Source organism: Streptomyces sp. NPDC046831 (genome assembly GCF_040645305.1).
In the GTDB taxonomy this organism is placed as follows: domain Bacteria; phylum Actinomycetota; class Actinomycetes; order Streptomycetales; family Streptomycetaceae; genus Streptomyces.
The window spans coordinates 1-18,017 of the sequence record NZ_JBEYXZ010000040.1 but is presented as its reverse complement, the minus strand read 5'-3'; the positions used below and the strand labels follow the sequence as shown (position 1 = coordinate 18,017).

The following is an 18,017-nucleotide window of genomic DNA, read 5'->3' as shown; positions in this document are numbered from 1 at the left end:
CGCAACCGCGGTGAAGGGCGCGGGGCCCGCAAGGCCCCGCGGCGGCGCGCGGGCCGGCCGCCCGCACACCGCCTGGGTGGTGCCCGGCGTGCTGTTCTTCACCTTCTTCGCCGTCGTCCCGATGGCCCTGGCGTTCTACCTGTCCTTCACCCGGTGGAACGGCCTCGGCGACCCCGAGCCGGCCGGCCTGGCCAACTGGCGCAAGCTGCTGGCCGACGACCGCCTGACGCAGTCCCTCACGGTGACCGTCGCGCTGACCGTCGTCAGCTGGGCCTTCCAGACCGTGGTGTCCCTGCTGCTGGGCGTCTGGGCCGCGGGACGGCAGCGCAACCGGGCGATCCTCTCGGCGGTCTTCTTCGTGCCGTTCCTGCTGTCCTCGACGGCGATCTCGCTGCTCTTCTACGCCCTGCTCGACCCGAACTTCGGCATCGTCCACAAGGACACCCTCGGCTCCTCCAGCGGCGCGTTCCTCGCGATCGTGTTCGTGGGCGGCTGGCAGTTCATCCCCTTCCACACCCTGATCTACCAGGGCGGGGCACGGCAGATCCCCGAGGTGCTCCACCAGGCGGCCGCGATCGACGGCGCCGGCCGCTACCGCCGGTTCTTCTCGATCACGCTCCCCCAGCTGCGCAACACGGCCACCACGTCCGGCGTGCTGATGACCGTCGGCTCGCTGACGTACTTCGAGACCGTCCTGATCCTCACCCAGGGCGGCCCGGGCACCGACACCGCGATCCTGCCGTACCTGATGTACGAGGCGGGCTTCAAGAGCTACGACTTCGGCTACGCGAGCGCCGTCGCGTCCTTCCTGGTCGTGACCGCCACCGGGCTGTCCCTGCTGCTGGTGCGGCTGTCCGGCTTCGGCGCCATGCGCAGCACGCGCGAAGGGATGTGACGGCCGGTGTCGCACGACACGTTGCCCCGACCGGTGACGGCGGCCGGGCCGCCCGCGTCCCCGCCGCGTCCGCGCCGCGGCCGGCACTGGTCCAGGCGCCCGAACCGGCTCGCCGGCCTGGGCGCCGCCGTGTGGCTGGTGGTCGTCGTCGTCCCGGTCTACGCGATGATCTCGGCGTCGCTGACCCGCCAGGACCGGGTGCTGGGCCACAACGCGCTGCGGCCGCCGGCCGACCCGACCCTGGAGAACTACGACACCGTCCTGCACAGCGGCTTCGGCCACTTCCTGGCGAACACGGCGATCGTGGCCGCGGCGGTCGTGGCGATCGTCCTGGCGCTGTGCGTCCCGCTCGCCTACGTGGCCGTGCGGTCGCGCACCTTCTTCTCCACGGCCGCCTTCCGCCTGTTCCTGCTCGGCGTCGCGATCCCGGCGCAGGCGGTCGTCGTCCCCCTGTACCTGATGATCGCCAAGCTGAACCTCTACGACAGCCTGCTCGCGATCATCCTGCCGACCGCGGCGTTCGCGATGCCGGTGTCCGTGCTGATCCTCACCGGCACCCTGCGCGACATCTCCGAGGAGCTGTACGAGGCGATGGCGCTGGACGGCGCCTCCACCACGCGGATGCTGTTCCAGATGGTCGTCCCGCTGGCCCGGGGCGGCATCGGCACCGTCGTCGTCTACTCCGCCCTGCAGGCGTGGAACGGCTTCCTCTTCCCGCTGATCTTCACCCAGTCGGACGGCCCGCGCGTGCTGACCCTCGGCCTGTTCAACTACGTCAGCCAGTTCGGCGTGAACATCCCCGCCCTGCTCGCCTCGGTCGTCCTCTCCGGCATCCCGATCTTCACCGTCTACCTGGTGGCCCGCCGCACCCTGGTGGGCGGGCTGATGGGGGTGGGCGGCAAGTGACCCCCTGCGTCCCGACAGGAGTTTCATGACCACCGCCCCCTGGCGCGACCCCGCCCTGCCCGCCGCCGCCCGCGTCGACGACCTGCTGACCCGGATGACCCTGGAGGAGAAGACCGCCCAGCTGTACGGCGTGTGGGTCGGTGCCGCGACGGACGGCGCCGGGGTCGCCCCGCACCAGCAGGCCATGGACACCGATCACGACTGGGACGAGCTGATCGCCCGGGGCCTCGGCCAGCTCACCCGCTCCTTCGGCACGGCTCCCGTGGACCCGGCCGTGGGCGCCCGCTCCCTGGCCGCCGCCCAGCGCCGGATCATGGCGGCGGGCCGCTTCGGCATCCCGGCCGTCGCGCACGAGGAGTGCCTGGCCGGCTTCACCGCCTGGCGCGCCACGGCCTACCCGGTGCCGCTGGCCTGGGGGGCGTCCTTCGACCCGGACCTGGTCGAGGAGATGGCCCGCCGGATCGGGGCCGACCTGCGCGCGGTCGGCGTCCACCAGGGCCTCGCGCCCGTCCTGGACGTCGTCCGCGATCCGCGCTGGGGCCGGGTGGAGGAGACGATCGGCGAGGACCCCTACCTGGTCGGCACGATCGGCACCGCCTACGTGCGGGGCCTGGAGGCGGCCGGGATCGTCGCCACGCTGAAGCACTTCGCCGGGTACGCCTCCTCGGCGGGCGCCCGCAACCTCGCCCCGGTGCGGGCGGGCACGCGGGAGTTCGCCGACGTGACCCTGCCGCCCTTCGAGATGGCGCTGCGGGAGGGCGGCGCCCGCTCGGTGATGGCGGCGTACACCGAGACCGACGGCGTCCCGGCGTCGGCGGACCCGCACCTGCTGACCGGGCTGCTGCGGGAGGAGTGGGGCTTCACCGGCACGGTCGTCGCCGACTACTTCGGCATCGACTTCCTGCGGACCCTGCACCGGGTCGCCGGCAGCCCGGCCGAGGCGGCGCACCTGGCACTGCGCGCCGGGATCGACGTGGAGCTGCCGACGCTGAAGTGCTACGGCGAGGACCTGGTCGAGGCGGTGCGGCGGGGCACGGTCCCGGAGGCGCTGGTGGACCGGGCCGCCCGCCGCATCCTGCTCCAGAAGTGCGAACTGGGCCTGCTGGACGAGGACTGGCAGCCGGCGGTGCCCGAGTCCGTCGACCTGGACTCCCCGGCGAACCGGGCGGTGGCCCGCAGGCTGGCGGAGGAGTCGGTGGTCCTGCTGTCCAACCCGGACGGCCTGCTGCCGCTCTCCCCCGGCCTGCGCATCGCGGTGGCCGGCCCCCGGGCGGCGGACGCGCTCGCCATGCTGGGCTGCTACTCCTTCCCCTCCCACGTGGGCACCCAGCACCCCGAGGTGCCCACCGGCATCGAGATCCCGACGCTGCTCGACGCGCTGCGCACCGAACTCCCCGACGCCAAGGTGACGTTCGCCGAGGGCTGCGGGGTCTTGGAGCCGGACGTCTCCGGCTTCACGGAGGCGGTCGCGCGCGCGGCGGAGGCGGACGTGTGCGTCGCGGTGCTCGGCGACCGCTCGGGCCTGTTCGGCCGGGGCACGTCGGGCGAGGGCTGCGACGTGGCGGACCTGTCCCTGCCCGGCGTCCAGGGCGAACTGCTGGAGGCGCTGCTGGCGACGGGCGTGCCGGTGGTCCTCGTCCTGCTCACCGGCCGGCCGTACGCGCTCGGCCGCTTCCACGGCCGGCTGGGCGCGACGGTGCAGGCGTTCTTCCCCGGCGAGGAGGGCGGCGCCGCCGTGGCGGGCGTCCTGTCGGGCCGGGTGAACCCGTCGGGCCGGCTCCCCGTCAGCGTGCCGCGGGCCCCGGGGGGCCAGCCGTGGACGTACCTCCAGCCCCCGCTGGGCCTGGCCGGCGAGGTCAGCAGCCTGGACCCGACCCCGCTGTACCCCTTCGGGCACGGCCGCTCCTACACGGCGTTCGCCTGGAGCGACTTCGCGGGTGAGGACGTCGCGGTGATCGGCACGGACGGCTCGTACGACCTCTCGCTCACGGTCCGCAACACCGGTGACCGGGAGGGCGCGGAGGTGGTCCAGCTCTATCTGCACGACCCGGTGGCGTCGGTGACGCGTCCGGACGTCCGCCTGATCGGCTACCGGCGCGTGGACCTGGCCCCGGGCGAGGCGAAGCGCGTGACCTTCCGCTTCCACGCGGACCTGTCGGCGTTCACCGACCGCACCGGCGCCCGGGTGGTCGAGCCCGGGGCCGTGGAACTGAGGCTGGCGGCCTCGACGACGGACGTCCGGCACACGGTCCGCCTGACGCTGACGGGACCGCTGCGGGTGCTGGGCGCCGACCGGCGGCTGCGGTGCGGGACGCAGGTGTCGCCCGCGGACGTCTCGCCGGCGGACGTCTCCCAGGCGGAGTGATCCGCGGCCGCCAAGGCCGACGCCACGCGATCCGTGCCCCTGGGGCGCCGGGCAGACCGTCTCCGTGCCGGAACGGAGTCCCCCGGGGGAGAGCGCCGACAACGGCCGGCTGCACCCTCGTCGTTCCCGCAGCCGCCCGGGCTGCCCTACGGGGTTCTCGGCGCGGCGGGCCGTCCGTGCCCGGCCCCCGACCGGCGAAGGGGCGCGGCACACGCGCCCCTCCCCCGGTGCCGCTCGTGCCTCAGGGCGCCGGCGCCGCGGCCGGCGGGCCTCCGTCCGGCGTGTCCTCGCCCATGGACTCGAACCGCCACCGGTGCACCGCCCGGGTCACCATGTCCCCGCCCGGTTCGGGCAGTTCCGGCAGGTCGGCGTCGTAGGGCGCGTCCCACCAGGTGATGACCAGGACGCGCTCCTGCGGCGCCCGGAAGGTCTCCCTGCGCAGGGGCCTCACCGGGAGTTCCCGGGTCCGGGCCCAGGTCAGCAGTTCCTCACCGCGGCCCGCGACCGCCCGGGCCTCCCACATCACCGCCACCGTCACGCGTACAGGTTCCCCTCGCCGCTCTCGTGCACGTGGTCGTGACCGTGGGCGTGGTTCCCGCCGGGCACGTGCGGGTCCGTCACCGGCAGGGACGAGTCCGCCGACAGGTCCCAGTCCGACGCCGTACGGCCCCGGGCCACCATCTCCGCGCCGAGCGCGGCGACCATCGCGCCGTTGTCCGTGCACAGCTTGGGGCGCGGCACCCGCAGCCGGATGCCGGCCGCCTCGCAGCGCTCCTGCGCCAGCGCGCGCAGCCGGGAGTTGGCCGCGACACCGCCGCCGATCATCAGGTGGTCGACGCCCTCGTCCTTGCAGGCCCGTACGGCCTTGCGCGTCAGCACGTCCACGACCGCCTCCTGGAAGGAGGCCGCCACGTCCCGCACCGGGACCTCCTCCCCCGCTGCCCGCCTGGCCTCGATCCAGCGGGCCACCGCCGTCTTCAGGCCGGAGAAGGAGAAGTCGTACGCCGGGTCGCGCGGGCCGGTCAGGCCCCGCGGGAACGCGATCGCCTGCGGGTCGCCCTCGCGGGCGTACCGGTCGATGACCGGGCCGCCGGGGAAGCCGAGGTTCAGCACCCGGGCGATCTTGTCGAAGGCCTCGCCCGCGGCGTCGTCGATCGTCGCGCCCATGGGCCGCACGTCGGAGGTGATGTCCGAGGACAGCAGCAGGGACGAGTGGCCGCCGCTGACCAGCAGCGCCATCGTCGGCTCCGGGAGCGGGCCGTGCTCCAGCTGGTCGACGCAGATGTGGGAGGCGAGGTGGTTGACGCCGTACAGCGGCTTGCCCAGCGCGTAGGCGTACGCCTTCGCCGCCGAGACCCCGACCAGCAGGGCGCCGGCCAGGCCGGGGCCGGCGGTGACCGCGATGCCGTCCAGGTCCTTCGCGGTGACGCCCGCCTCCTTCAGCGCGCGCTCGATGGTCGGCACCATCGCCTCCAGGTGGGCTCTGGAGGCGACCTCGGGCACGACGCCGCCGAAGCGGGCGTGCTCGTCGACGCTGGAGGCGACCGCGTCCGCCAGCAGGGTGGTGCCGCGGACGATGCCGACGCCGGTCTCGTCGCAGGAGGTCTCGATGCCGAGGACGAGCGGTTCGTCCCGCAGGTCAGCCATGGATCTGGGTTCCTTGTACGCCGTTGACGGTGGGGGCGTCCGCGGCGGGGCCGCCGTCGGACGCTGGGGACAGGCGCATCACCAGGGCGTCCACGTTCCCCGGCTGGTAGTAGCCGCGCCTGAAGCCGATGGGTTCAAAGCCGAAGCGCTCGTAGAGCTTCTGCGCGCGGACGTTGTCCACCCGGCACTCGAGCATGATCTCGGCGCACTCGAAGGCGGTCGCCGCCCGCAGCAGTTCGGCCAGCAGCCGGGAGCCGAGCCCGGTGCCCCAGTGGTCGCGGGCGACGGCGATCGTCTGGACGTCCGCCTGGTCGCCGGAGGCGACGAGGCCCGCGTACCCGACGATCCGGCCGCCGTCCTCGGCGACCAGGTAGCGCCGGGTCGCCTCCGGGCCGCGGGCGTGCGCCAGCTCGGACCAGAACATGCCCCGGGACCAGGCGTCCTCGGGGAACAGCTGACGCTCCAGCTCCAGCACGGGATCGATGTCCCACCAGCGCATCTCGCGCAGAACGGGAGCCGAGGGGCCGCCGGTCGCGGGCCCGGCCGTCGTCTGTCCTGTCACTTGGGGGTGACCACCTTGTAGTTCTTGGGCACCTGGGCGTCCGGCCGGCGCAGGTACAGCGGCCGGGGCGCGGGCAGCTCCTCCCCGGCGGCCAGGCGTTCGGCCGCCAGGCAGGCCAGGGCGGCCGCCGAGACGTGCTCGGGCTCGTAGGCCCTGGGGAAGGTGTCGGGGTAGAGCAGCGCGCCCGCGCCGACGGCGGGCAGCTCCGCGACCTCGGCGGCGATGTCGGCGGGCCGGTCCACGGCCGGGTCGGTGACGCGGGTGCGGGAATCGGCGTACCGGGCCCAGTAGACCTCCTTGCGGCGGGCGTCGGTCGCCACGACGAAGGGGCCGGGGACGTCGGCCGCGTAGGCGAGGCCGTCGAGCGTGCACACGCCGTGCACCGGGACGCCGAGGGCGAGCCCGAGGGTGTCGGCGGTCATCAGCCCGACGCGCAGCCCGGTGTACGGGCCGGGGCCGACGCCGACCACGACGCCCGTGACGGCGTCCAGCTTCAGCCCGGCCTCGCAGAGCACCCGGTCGACGGCCGGCAGCAGCAGTTCCCCGTGCCGACGGGCGTCCACCTGGCTCGACGAGGCGATGACGGCCGACCCGTCGTGCAGGGCGACGGTGACGGCGGGGGTGGCGGTATCCAGAGCGAGCAAGAGCACGCAAACAGCCTACGGCTCCCGCGGGCCGCGCACGGCCGCCCGGGCCCGGCGCCCCCCGGCTGCTACGGTCCCGGGAGGGCAGCCCGTACGACGCGAGGCAGAGGTGGACGAGGTGGCAGGGAGCAGCTCGGGAATCGTTGCCGGGCTCACCGCGGTGGCCGTCGCCGCGGTCGGCTTCCTCGCCCACCAGGCGCAGGGGACCGTTCCGCCGGGCCTGGGCGGCCGCCCCGATCCGAGTGCGAGTCCCACGGCGAGCGCCACCAAGGCACCCCGCGACAAACGCCGTCCGACCGCCCTGCCCGGCGGCTCGGGCACGGGCGAACGGGTCGTGTACTCGGTGGACGACGACCGGGTGTGGCTGGTCGGCCCGGGCAACAGGGTCGAGAACACCTTCAAGGTCATGCCCGGCAGCGTCGACCCCCTGCCGGGCACCTACGCGGTGACCTCCCGTGCGGGCGCGGTCACCGGCACCGACGGGGTGCCCGTCGAGCACGTCGTGCGGTTCGCCACCGTGGACGACACCGTCATCGGCTTCAGCGCCGCCGTGGACGGCACGACGCCGACGCCCGACCCGGCCGTCAGGACCGGCGGCATCCGCGAGTCCCGTGCGGACGGCGAGGCGATGTGGATGTTCGCCACCATCGGCCAGAAGGTCGTCGTCATCAGGTGACGGCCGACAGCCGTGTGACCGCCACCGCTCCGGGGCCGGCCCCACGCGGCCACCGCCGTCCCTGCGCACCGACCGCCCCCGCACTGCCCGCGCCGCACGCGAGCCGACCGCCACGGCGCCACCACGTCTGCGGGCCGCCGGCCGTGCCGCCACCGCCGACCCCCGCCCTGCCACCGCCGACCGCCGCCGCTGCCACCGCGGTCTGCGGGCCGCTCGCCACCGTCGCAAGCCGCCCACCGCGCAGCCACCGCCGTCCGCCGAGCCGACCGCCCCCGCGCTGCCCGCGCCGCGTGCGCGCCTGTCGCCACGGTGCCGCCACGTCTGCGGGGCGCCGGCCGTGCTGCCACCGCCGACCGCCGCCGCTGCCACCGCGGTCTGCGGGCCGCTCGCCGCCATCGCAAGCCGCCCACCGCGCAGCCACCGCCGTCCGCCGAGCCGACCGCCCCGCACTGCCCGCGCCGCGTGCGCGCCTGTCGCCACGGTGCCACCACGTCTGCGGGCCGCCGGCCGCCGCTCTGTCACCGCGGTCTGCGGGCCGCTCGCCACCGTCGCAAGCCGGCCACCGCGCTCCCACCGCCGTCCGCCGAGCCGACCGCCCCCGCACTGCCCGCGCCGCACGCGAGCCGACCGCCACGGTGCCACCACGTCTGCGGGCCGCCGGCCGCCCCTCTGTCACCGCGGTCTGCGGGCCGCTCGCCGGGCAGCCGCCGCCGTCCGCCGAGCCGGCCCGTCTTGCGGCCGCCGGCGCCAGCGGCGGGCCGCCGGCTCGGCGTCATCGGTGCAGGCGACCGGCCGACCGGAGCGGCTGGCGGGGCGTCCGTCGGTGCCCCGGCAGGCTGCCCGCGCGCGGGTCCGCCCCACGGGGCGGTGGCGTTCCCGGCGTCGCCCGACCGGGGTACCCGGGCGCCGGCCTCCTGCGCCGTCCGGGCGGCGGTCCGGCCCGGTCCGGTCCGGTGTTCACCCGTTCAGGCCGCGAGCGCCCCGAGGTCCGTCTGCGCCCACCGCGTGCCGATCCCGGTCAGCGTCACGTGCCGGACCTCGTCGGTGGTGTCGCCGACGGCCCGGTGGATGAGGACGTGCAGCCGGTCGTCGGTCAGCTCCTCCATCCGGCCCTCGCCCCACTCCACGACGACGACCGATTCCGGCAGTGAGACGTCGAGGTCCAGGTCCTCCATCTCGTCCAGTCCACCGGACAGCCGGTAGGCGTCGACGTGGACCAGCGGCGGGCCGTCGCCGAGGGACGGGTGCACCCGGGCGATCACGAACGTCGGGGAGGTGACGGCGCCGCGCACGCCGAGTCCTTCGCCCAGCCCGCGGGTCAGCGTCGTCTTGCCCGCGCCGAGCTCCCCGGTGAGCATCACGAGGTCGCCCGCGCGCAGCAGCTTGGCGAGCTTCCGGCCCAGCTCCCGCATCTGGTCGGGCGAATGGACGATCAACTCGGCCGAGGGGGGCGGCGCCGCGCTTTCTTCCACCATCACTCACTCACTCGCAGTAGATACCGATCACACCCCGCAGGGGCCGGCCGGGGCCGGACCGCAGCCCGGGGCCGGCGGCCACCTCCGTCATGTCAGGAGGAGGCGGAGTCGCAGCCACCCACGGTAGCCGTGGTGGACACCGCCCCGGTGCGGACGAGGAGGTCGGCGAGGCGGTCGGTGACGACCTGCGGGTGTTCCAGCATGACCAGGTGCCCGGCGTCCGGGACCAGCACCAGTTCCGCGTCCGGCAGCAGGTCCGCGATCGCCTCGCTGTGCTCGCTGGGCGTGACGAGGTCGTCCACCCCGGCGAGCACGAGCACGGGTATGTCCCGGAAGCAGGCCAGCGCCTCGGTCTTGTCGTGCTCGGTGAAGGCCGGGTAGAACTCGGCGACCACGTCGATCGGCGTGCTCTCGATCATCCGTTCGGCGAACCGGGCGACCGCCGGGTCGACGTCCCGGGATCCGAACGAGTACCGCTTGATGATCCCGGCGAACAGGTCGGCCGTGGCACGCCGTCCCCGCTCGACCAGTTCCGCCCGCTGCCCGAGCGCCTTCAGCACGCCGGGCAGGACCCGCCGGACCGCGTTGACGCCGGCGACGGGCAGTCCGAAGTTGACCTCGCCGAGCCGCCCCGAGGAGGTGCCCACGAAGGCGGTGGCGACGACCCGGTCGCGGATGAGCTCGGGATAGTGGGCCGCCAGGGCCATGACCGTCATGCCGCCCATCGAGTGCCCGACGAGGACGAGCGGGCCCTCGGGGGCGGCGGCGTCTATGACGGCCTTGAGGTCGCGGCCCAGCCGGTCGATGTCGACCGGTATGCCGTCCCGCACCTGGGACACGCCCCGGCCGGAGCGGCCGTGGCTGCGCTGGTCCCAGTGCACCGTGCGGACGACGCCGCGCAGCGCCGCGCGCTGGAAGTGCCAGGAGTCCTGGCTGAGGCAGTAGCCGTGGCTGAATATCACGGTGAGGGGGGCGGGGGCCTTGCGCCCGAAGAGCCGGCGGCGCCGCGGGGCGAGGGCGGCGCCGTCCGGGTCGAGGTCGTCGACCTCGTAGTACAGCTCGGTGCCGTCGTCGGCGTGCGCGGTGCCGGGGGTGCCGCGCAGCGTCCCGAAGGGCGCGGCCGTGTCCAGGGCGAGCCGGGCCTTCCTGCGTATACCGCGTCCGACGGTCATCCGTTCTATGGCGACCCCCGCGGCGGCGCCCGCGGCGAGCACGCCCAGCGCGACGCCGGCGACGCCGGTCGCCCTGCGCCAGCCGGGCCCGGCCGCGGCGGAGGCGGCGGCCGCTGCGGCCTCCGCGCTGCTCTCGCTCACGTCCCGCTCCTCCTCGCCGTACTGCAGTTCGGTGCGTTCACTGTGGCGTGGCCCGCCCCGGGGGCCGTCGCCGGTGCCGACGGGGCCGGGGGTGCCGTGGCGGCGGTCCTCGTGTCGCCGGGGGCACGACGGCGCCGGGACGCGCCGCCGGTTATCCGTGCCGCCGGCTCGCCGGTCCGTTCGTGTCGTCGTCGCCATGGACGTCCTCGTTCCCGCAGACGTCCACGTTCACGTCCTCGACTTCGTTCACGTGGACGCGGGGAACGCGCGTCCCGATCCGGGTGACGATCTCGTAGGCGATGGTCCCCACGGCCTGTGCCCAGTCCTCGGCGGTGGGCTCGCCCCGGTCGCCGGGCCCGAACAGCACCGCCTCGGAGCCGACTTCGGGCTCGTCGCCGCCCAGGTCCACCACGAACTGGTCCATGGCCACCCGCCCCGCGACCGTCCGCCACTTGCCGCCGACCAGGACCGGCCCGGTGCCGGAGGCGTGGCGCGGGACGCCGTCCGCGTAGCCGACGGGCACGAGGCCGAGGGTCGTGCGGCCCGGAGTGACGTAGTGGTGCCCGTAACTGACGCCGTGGCCGCCCGGCACGTGCTTCACCAGCGCCAGCGAGGCGGACAGGGTCATCACGGGCCGCAGCCCGAAATCGGCCGGGGTGCCCAGCTCGGGGCTGGGCGAGATGCCGTAGAGGGCGATCCCGGTGCGTACGAGGTCGAAATGGGCCTCGGGGATGCTGAGCGCGGCGGGCGAGTTGGCGATGTGCCGCACCTCGGGCCGCAGGCCCTGGGCCTCGGCGTACGCCACCATCTCGCGGAACCGGGTGAGCTGGGCGGCGATGGAGGGGTGGCCCGGCTCGTCGGCGCAGGCGAAGTGGGACCACAGTCCGGTGACGCGGACGAGGCCGTCGGCCTCGGCGCGCAGGGCCGCGGCGACGAGTTCGGCCCAGTCGGCGGGCTGGCAGCCGGCGCGCCCCAGCCCGGTGTCGGCCTTGAGCTGCACGCGCGCGGGCCGTCCCGCCTGCCGGGCGGCCTCGCGGACCTCCTCCAGCGCCCACGTGCCGCTCACCGACACGTCCAGGTCGGCCTCGACGGCCTCCCGCCATGGACCGCCGGGCGTCCACAGCCAGCACATGATCCTGACCTGCTCCGGCGCCAGCCCGGCCGCGCGCAGGGCGAGGGCCTCCTCGGGCGTGGCGGTGCCGAGCCAGGTGGCTCCCGCGGCGAGCGCCGCGCGGGCGCACGGGACGGCGCCGTGGCCGTAGGCGTCGGACTTGACCACGGCCATGAGGGCCGCGCCGGACGTCCGGGCGCGCAGGGCACGGACGTTGGACCGGAGGGCGGCCAGATCGATCTCGGCGCGGGCACGCAGCGGTGCCGTCCGCGGGTGTGCTGTCTCAGTCATCGCGCCCCCAGTGTCTCAGAGGGGCCGCGCGGCCCGGCGGCACCGGGGCCGCGTCCCACGGGCACGGGTCCCGGCACGGGGCGCCCTCCCGCCCCGGAACGGCACCCTCGGGGCGGCCCCGCGCACGGCGGTTGAGGGCCCGGAGCGCCCGCGCGGTACCGGGTGGCACCGCTCGGCCCGACCGGACGCGCGCGGACCGGCGGGGAAATGTGTGCCATCAGACAGGGGCGGGCGTCCGGGCAGGGCGGGCGTGCGCGGGCCCGAGGGAGCCGTCCGTCCCGACAGGGCCGAGCGTTTCGGACGGATCCGGACGTTACGGACAGCCAAAGCTCCGAGCAGGTCCAGCCGTTCGGTCGGTTCCGCGCGGCCCGGCGGAGAACGTGTCGCCCGGCCGGCGAAGCGGCCCGGCGCGGTGCGCGCCGCCCGTCCGGCCCGGAGGGCGCACGGCCGGCGTCACCTGCCCGACGGCCCTACGCGTCCCGCACGTCCCGCCACGCTTCTGGGATCATCTCCGCCACGTCGTGGGCGCCCGCCGGTGCCCCGTCCGCGGCGAAGCGGCCGGCGAGGCCGTGCAGGTAGGCCGCCACGCTGCCCGCGTCCCGCGCGGACAGGCCCGCCGCCAGCAGTGATCCGGCCAGGCCCGACAGCACGTCACCGCTGCCGGCCGTGGCGAGCCAGGGCGTCCCGGTCGGGTTGGCCCGGACGGGACCGCCGTCCGGCGCGGCGACCAGGGTGGTCGACCCCTTGAGCAGCACGGTGGCCCCGTAACGGGCGGCGAGTTCGCGGACGGACGACAGCCGGGCGCCCTCCACCTCCTCGCGGGTCACGCCGAGCAGCGCGGCGGCCTCGCCGGCGTGCGGGGTCATCAGGGTCGGCGCCGTGCGGGCCCGTACGGCGTCCCGGTCGGCCAGCCGCAGCCCGTCGGCGTCGATCAGCACGGGCACGTCCGTCGCCATCACCTCGGCGACGGTGGCGGCGTCGTCCCCGGCTCCGGGTCCGACCACCCACGCCTGCACGCGGCCCGCCTTGTGCGGCCCCCGGTCGGACACGAGCGTCTCGGGGAAGCGGGCGATCACGGTCTGCCCGGCGGGACCGACGTAGCGCACCGCACCCGCCCCGCCGCGCAGCGCGCCCGACACGGCGAGCACGGCGGCGCCCGGATAGCGGGCGGAACCGGCGGCGATGCCGACCACGCCCCGCCGGTACTTGTCGCTCTCGCCGGCGGGCAGCGGCAGCAGCCGGGCCACGTCCGCGTGCTGCAGCGCCTGGAGTTCGGGGGTGGCGGGCAGATCGAGGCCGATGTCGACGAGCCGGACCGTGCCGGCGTACTCCCGCGCCGGGTCGATCAGCAGCCCCGGCTTGTGGGCGCCGAAGGTGACGGTGAGGTCGGCGCGGACGGCGGCTCCGCGCACCTCACCCGTGTCGGCCTCCACCCCGCTCGGCAGGTCCACGGCGACGACCGCGGCCCGGGACGCGGCCGCCCGCTCGGCCAGCGGCGCGGCGTCGGGGCGCAGGCCGCCCGTGCCGCCGATGCCGACGATGCCGTCGACGACCAGGTCGGCCCGGTCGATCAGGTCGCCGGCGTCCGCGGGCCGCACGACCGCGCCGCCCGCGCGGCGCAGGGCGGCCAGACCGCCGGGGTGGGTGCGGTCCGGGGCGAGCGGCACCGCGGTGACACCGGCGCCGCGGCGGGCGAGGCGGGCGCCGGCGTACAGGGCGTCCCCGCCGTTGTCCCCGCTGCCCACGAGGAGCACGATCCGGCGCCCGTAGACGCGGCCGAGCAGGTCCGCGCAGGCGGCGGCCAGTCCGGCGGCGGCCCGCTGCATGAGGGCGCCGTCGGGGAGCCTCGCCATCAGCTCGCGTTCGGCCGTCCTTACCGTCTCTACGCTGTACGCGGTACGCATGCGGTCGAGTCTGCCCCGGATGCGCCCGGTACCGCACGTCCGGTCGGCCCCGGCGCGTCATCCGCGCCCGGCGACGGGCGGCGACACGCGTGCCGGACGGCGAGCCACCCGGTGTTGACAGGTTGTCAGGCAGCGGCGGCCGACGGGCCCCTGCCCGTCCCGGGTCCTGCACCGAACCATCACGCACGAGGTTCCCGCCTGTCACGGGCCCCGTACCGACCGCCGGGCGCACGGGCCCCGTACCGAGGCGCCGGGCGCACGGGCCCCGCCGGTCACGGATTCCGCGCCCACCCGCCGGACGCCATGGGTGCCGCCGCTCAGCCCTCCGCGATCACCACCGCCGAGGCCACCCCCGCGTCGTGGCTCAGGGAGATGTGCCAGGAGCGGACCCCCAGTTCGGCCGCGCGGGCCGCCACCGTGCCCCGCACCCGCAGGCGGGGCTGCCCGGAGTCCTCGACGTAGACCTCCGCGTCCGTCCAGTGCAGACCGGCCGGGGCGCCGAGTGCCTTGGCGACGGCCTCCTTGGCGGCGAAGCGCGCGGCGAGCGAGGCGACACCCCGGCGCTCTCCGGAGGGCAGCAGCAGCTCGCTCTCCCGGAACAGGCGCTGCACGAGATGGGGCGTACGCTCCAGCGACGCGGCGAACCGGTCGATCTCGGCCACGTCGATGCCTACCCCGATGATGCTCATGCCGGGCAGCCTACGCGCGACCGGCTCGGCACGGGGGCGAGGCGGATGCCGGGCGCCGGGGTGGAGGCGCGGGTTCCCGTTGCGCACCGGCGCCCGACGAGACGCGGGTGCCCACCGGCCCCCCGGTCACGCCCGATTTCACACTTTCCGCACCCTACGTGCACCGGTGCGCGGCCGCCGCCCCGGATCGGCGCACCCCCGCACACACGTGTGGGGCCCCGGCCGAAGCCGGGGCCCCACAGGCGCGTGGACGTGCGCCGTTACCAGCGGTACCAGCGGCCGCGCCGGCCACCCGCGTCCGCCGAACGGAGGACGAACCCGAGCAGCCAGGCCACGAGCACGATGACGGCAATCCACCACAGCGCCTTCACCGCGAATCCCGCGCCGAAGAGGACCAGGGCGAGCAGAAGAACGAGAAGCAAGGGAACCATGTCTATCAACCTCCGCTGCTCCGGATGCCCGCTCATCGGCCGGGCAAGCATTCGATCTCCATGGTTTTTTCCCCGACTCGCAGGGAAAGTTGGGGAGTTCGCGAAGAGTCACCCGATCGGCCGATACGCGAAATGGCGGCGTTTGACGGGACCGTCGGCGGAAACCCGAACATCACGAGACGCCAACGACCTGAGGATGTGAACCCCATGGCTGACAACCAGAAGGCGCAGGCCAAGACCGAGCAGGCCAAGGGCAAGCTCAAGGAGACCGCGGGCCGGGCGGTCGGCAACGAGCGCATGGAGGCCGAGGGCCGCATGGAGCAGTCGCGCGGCGACGCCCGCGAGGCCAAGGAGAAGACGAAGGACGTCTTCCGGCACTGAGCCGGTCGTCTGCCGCAGTCAGGTGTGGAGCGCCCCCAGCGACTGGGGGCGCTCCACACTGCTTTCGCGCGCGCCGGCCGTCGCGCGCCACCGGGTACGCGCACTGCGGGCCGTTCCCGTTCGCCGGATACGCACCACGGCGTGCGGCTCACCGCCGGCGTTCCCCCACGGGGGATTCACCGCATGCGGTCCACTGCGAGGCCTTCACCGGCATATTCGAATCACGCGCACCCGCAAGCACCGCGGTAATCCGCTCGGCGAAGCGCGGCAATGACGCGGGAAAACACCCGCAGAGCGTCCCCATAGGCCTTTCGGTGCCCCCGAGGCACACCGCGCCGACGCGGCATTCATGATCGATCGGAATTCCGGCAGCCCCGGAATACCGAACGTTTCACCCGGCCGGCTGACCTTCACCCGGGTGACTCCGGCCCCGCCTCCCGCCGGAACGGACCGTTCCGTCAGGCGGCCGGGAGCACGATCCCGCGGGCGCTTCGGACCTCAGGACCTGGCGCCGAAGTTCTGCGTCCACCACGGCCCGCCGGAACCCCGGTGGATGCCGACGCCGATGTTCTTGAAGGCGCAGTTGAGGATGTTGGCGCGGTGCCCCGGGCTGTTCATCCAGGAGTCCATCACCGACTCCGGGGTCTGCTGGCCCATGGCGATGTTCTCCCCGTACGTCGACCACCGGTAGCCCGCGGCGGTGATGCGTCGGCCGGGGTCGGCGCCGTCGGGGTTGGTGTGGTCGAAGAAGTCGCGCGCGGCCATGTCGTCGGAGTGGCCCTGCGCGGCGGCGTCCAGCTGCGCGTCCTCCGTGAGCGGACCGCAACCGGCGGCCGCCCGTTCCTGGTTCACCAGCGCGACGACCTGCGCCACCGTGCCCGAGGGGGCCGGCCGCGCGGACGGCGTGCCGGGCGCGGGCCGCTTCGGCGGAGCCGGTTTCGGCGTCGGCGCCGGCGTCGGCGGCGTGCTCCTGCCCGGCCGGGGGCTCCTGGACGGGCTCGCGCTCTTGGACGCGGACGGCGACGGCGACGCCGACGCGGAGGGAGAGGCGGACGCGGAGGCCGGGGCCGGCGGGCTCCCGGGGAGGGTGCCGGAGGCGGAGAGGTCCACGACGGGCTCGCCGACGGGCCGCGCCGTCGTGTCGGCATCGCCCCCACCGCCGGGACCGGTCCCGAAGTACCACAGGCCACCGCCCGCCACACCGGCCGCCACGACCGCCGCGACGGCCGCCCGCCTGCGTATGCGCCGACGCCGGCGGACGGCTCCCCGAGAGGCGGCCCGCCCGTCCCCGGAGCTGCGCCCCGCCGCCCGGCCGCCCCCGCCGCGACGTCCCGCGCCCCCGGCGGCGAGCCGGGACGCCGCCCCGGCCGGGGCCGTCCGGTCGACGGCGGAGCGCACGCCCGCCACGAGCGCGGGGGTCACCGGGACCAGCGCCAGACCGGCCAGCAGCCCCTCGGCGGGCATCAGTCCGCCCCACCACCCCGAGCAGCGCACGCACTCACGGGCGTGCCGGGCTATTCGCTTGCGCCACAGCGCCGAGGGCCGGCCGTCCCAGGCCGCCAGCACCCCGCGCAGCTCCTCGCACGGCGGCCGCGCGTCGACGGCCCGTACGACCACCCGGGCCGCGTCGAGCTGTGCCTTCATCCGCTGCACACGGACCGCCGTGTGCTGGGCGGACAGCCCCAGCGCCTGGGCCACCTCGACCCGGGTCAGCTCGCCGGCGCACTCCAGCCACCACAGCGACAGCAGCGCCCGGTCGTCCGGCTCCAGCCAGCGCGTCGCCCGCGCGGTCTCCCGACGCTGGCCGGCCAACTGCAGCCGCACCATGGTCAGGTCCACGAAGTCAGCGCCCGGATCGGCCACGTCCCCGGCCTCCTCCACGGCGCCCGGAGCGGTCTGCCGGTCCTGCCAGTGGGCGCGCACGCGGTTCATGGCGATGGCCACCAGCCAGGAGCGGAAGCTGCCGGGATCGCGCAGGCCGCCCAGGCCGTCGAGAGCCCGCAGCATGGTGTCCTGCACCACGTCGTCCACGTCGACCGAACCGTTCAGGGCCCGGCCCACAACGTTGTAGACCAGCGCGAGGTGTGCGCTGACCAGGGTGTCCTGAGCCTCCGGATCGCCCTCGCGGGCGGCGGCCACCAGTGCCGCGAGGTCCTCCGTGTGCTGTGTCCCCATGAACGACTTCCCTGTCCTCGACGCCGGTCGATGATGTCCGATGTCTGGGAGACCGGTGAGGGCGGTGCGCATAACAGTTCTTCGAAGGCGTGTTCCTTTACCCCGGCCGGTCCGGCCGCGCCTGACTCGTTCCGCCCGCCGACGGCCTCCGAGGTGCTCAGCCGGTCGGGACCCGAGCCGCGGCCAGCTCGCACCACACGACCTTGCCCCGGTTTCCGTTCCTGGACAGCGGTTGCCAGCCCCACAGATCCGCGCAGGCCCGCACCAGCGCCAGGCCGCGTCCCTCCTCCTGCTCCACCACCCGCTCCAGCGGCACCGGCGGCTCCGGCGGCCCCGGGTCCGCGTCCCACGCCCCGATCCGCAGCACCCCGGCCCGCCAGTGCACGCGCAGGGCCGCCGGTCCCTTGGTGTGGCGTACGGCGTTGGACACGAGCTCCGCAGCCAGCAGCTCGGCGACATCGACCAGCCCGATCAGACCGTGCAGGGTCAGGATCAGACGGAGGGTGCGGCGGCTGACGGTGACCGCGCGCGGGTCGTTCGGGATGTACAGGC

Annotated in this window: 17 protein-coding genes; 5 read left to right on the top strand and 12 right to left on the bottom strand. The window is 75.4% G+C overall.

What is annotated here, in order from left to right:
* The first annotated feature begins 10 nt into the window (after window positions 1-10).
* The 3 genes from ABZ920_RS26570 to ABZ920_RS26560 are packed head-to-tail and all read left to right on the top strand — an operon-like array spanning window position 11 to window position 4,166.
* Window positions 11-895 carry a sugar ABC transporter permease gene (locus ABZ920_RS26570; RefSeq protein ID WP_361510003.1) on the top strand — a complete coding sequence of 295 codons (885 nt, stop codon included), beginning with the start codon at window positions 11-13 and terminating at the stop codon, window positions 893-895.
* Between the two features lie 6 nt (window positions 896-901).
* Window positions 902-1,801 (top strand): carbohydrate ABC transporter permease, encoded by a 900-nt coding sequence (locus ABZ920_RS26565; protein ID WP_361509924.1) that lies wholly within the window; start codon window positions 902-904, stop codon window positions 1,799-1,801.
* 25 nt (window positions 1,802-1,826) lie between these two features.
* The gene (locus ABZ920_RS26560) at window positions 1,827-4,166 is read left to right on the top strand and encodes a glycoside hydrolase family 3 N-terminal domain-containing protein (protein ID WP_361509922.1); all 2,340 of its coding nucleotides are present in this window, start codon (window positions 1,827-1,829) and stop codon (window positions 4,164-4,166) included.
* Between the two features lie 241 nt (window positions 4,167-4,407).
* Here the strand turns inward: ABZ920_RS26560 and ABZ920_RS26555 are convergent, their stop codons facing one another.
* Genes ABZ920_RS26555 through tsaB form a run of 4 tightly spaced genes read right to left on the bottom strand, consistent with a single transcriptional unit; the run spans window position 4,408 to window position 7,025 of the window.
* On the bottom strand, window positions 4,408-4,704 hold the full coding sequence (locus ABZ920_RS26555) for a hypothetical protein (RefSeq protein WP_361509919.1): 297 nt from the start codon (window positions 4,702-4,704) through the stop codon (window positions 4,408-4,410).
* The gene (gene tsaD / locus ABZ920_RS26550) at window positions 4,701-5,813 is read right to left on the bottom strand and encodes a tRNA (adenosine(37)-N6)-threonylcarbamoyltransferase complex transferase subunit TsaD (protein WP_361509916.1); all 1,113 of its coding nucleotides are present in this window, start codon (window positions 5,811-5,813) and stop codon (window positions 4,701-4,703) included. Before tsaD ends, ABZ920_RS26555 begins: the two co-directional genes overlap by 4 nt.
* Window positions 5,806-6,312: a ribosomal protein S18-alanine N-acetyltransferase gene (rimI, locus tag ABZ920_RS26545; RefSeq protein ID WP_361510000.1), complete on the bottom strand. Its 507-nt coding sequence runs from the start codon at window positions 6,310-6,312 to the stop codon at window positions 5,806-5,808. The genes tsaD and rimI overlap by 8 nt, the downstream gene beginning before the upstream one ends.
* A 59-nt stretch (window positions 6,313-6,371) precedes the next feature.
* Window positions 6,372-7,025 carry a tRNA (adenosine(37)-N6)-threonylcarbamoyltransferase complex dimerization subunit type 1 TsaB gene (gene tsaB / locus ABZ920_RS26540; protein WP_361509913.1) on the bottom strand — a complete coding sequence of 218 codons (654 nt, stop codon included), beginning with the start codon at window positions 7,023-7,025 and terminating at the stop codon, window positions 6,372-6,374.
* A gap of 112 nt (window positions 7,026-7,137) precedes the next feature.
* Between tsaB and ABZ920_RS26535 the strand changes: the two genes are divergently transcribed.
* Window positions 7,138-7,695, top strand: a complete 558-nt coding sequence (locus ABZ920_RS26535) for a hypothetical protein (RefSeq protein ID WP_361509910.1) — start codon at window positions 7,138-7,140, stop codon at window positions 7,693-7,695.
* A gap of 965 nt (window positions 7,696-8,660) precedes the next feature.
* Here the strand turns inward: ABZ920_RS26535 and tsaE are convergent.
* The 6 genes from tsaE to ABZ920_RS26505 form a co-directional block, all read right to left on the bottom strand.
* A complete protein-coding gene (gene tsaE / locus ABZ920_RS26530; protein WP_361509907.1) occupies window positions 8,661-9,170 on the bottom strand; it encodes a tRNA (adenosine(37)-N6)-threonylcarbamoyltransferase complex ATPase subunit type 1 TsaE in 510 nt (169 codons plus the stop codon).
* Between the two features lie 92 nt (window positions 9,171-9,262).
* On the bottom strand, window positions 9,263-10,483 hold the full coding sequence (locus ABZ920_RS26525; RefSeq protein ID WP_361509904.1) for an alpha/beta hydrolase: 1,221 nt from the start codon (window positions 10,481-10,483) through the stop codon (window positions 9,263-9,265).
* Window positions 10,484-10,634: 151 nt separating this feature from the next.
* On the bottom strand, window positions 10,635-11,885 hold the full coding sequence (gene alr, locus ABZ920_RS26520; RefSeq protein WP_361509901.1) for an alanine racemase: 1,251 nt from the start codon (window positions 11,883-11,885) through the stop codon (window positions 10,635-10,637).
* A gap of 470 nt (window positions 11,886-12,355) precedes the next feature.
* A complete protein-coding gene (locus tag ABZ920_RS26515) occupies window positions 12,356-13,789 on the bottom strand; it encodes an NAD(P)H-hydrate dehydratase (RefSeq protein ID WP_361509898.1) in 1,434 nt (477 codons plus the stop codon).
* 317 nt (window positions 13,790-14,106) lie between these two features.
* The gene (locus ABZ920_RS26510) at window positions 14,107-14,478 is read right to left on the bottom strand and encodes a holo-ACP synthase (RefSeq protein WP_361509895.1); all 372 of its coding nucleotides are present in this window, start codon (window positions 14,476-14,478) and stop codon (window positions 14,107-14,109) included.
* Between the two features lie 260 nt (window positions 14,479-14,738).
* Entirely contained in the window at window positions 14,739-14,909 is a 171-nt protein-coding gene (locus ABZ920_RS26505) for a hydrophobic protein (protein ID WP_361509892.1), read from the bottom strand.
* A gap of 207 nt (window positions 14,910-15,116) precedes the next feature.
* On the opposite strand from ABZ920_RS26505, the gene ABZ920_RS26500 reads away from it, so the two are divergent.
* Window positions 15,117-15,290 carry a CsbD family protein gene (locus ABZ920_RS26500; RefSeq protein ID WP_361509889.1) on the top strand — a complete coding sequence of 58 codons (174 nt, stop codon included), beginning with the start codon at window positions 15,117-15,119 and terminating at the stop codon, window positions 15,288-15,290.
* 498 nt (window positions 15,291-15,788) lie between these two features.
* Here the strand turns inward: ABZ920_RS26500 and ABZ920_RS26495 are convergent, their stop codons facing one another.
* The gene (locus ABZ920_RS26495) at window positions 15,789-17,465 is read right to left on the bottom strand and encodes a sigma-70 family RNA polymerase sigma factor (RefSeq protein ID WP_361509886.1); all 1,677 of its coding nucleotides are present in this window, start codon (window positions 17,463-17,465) and stop codon (window positions 15,789-15,791) included.
* A gap of 157 nt (window positions 17,466-17,622) precedes the next feature.
* Window positions 17,623-18,015, bottom strand: a complete 393-nt coding sequence (locus ABZ920_RS26490; protein WP_361509883.1) for an ATP-binding protein — start codon at window positions 18,013-18,015, stop codon at window positions 17,623-17,625.
* Window positions 18,016-18,017: the final 2 nt, after the last annotated feature.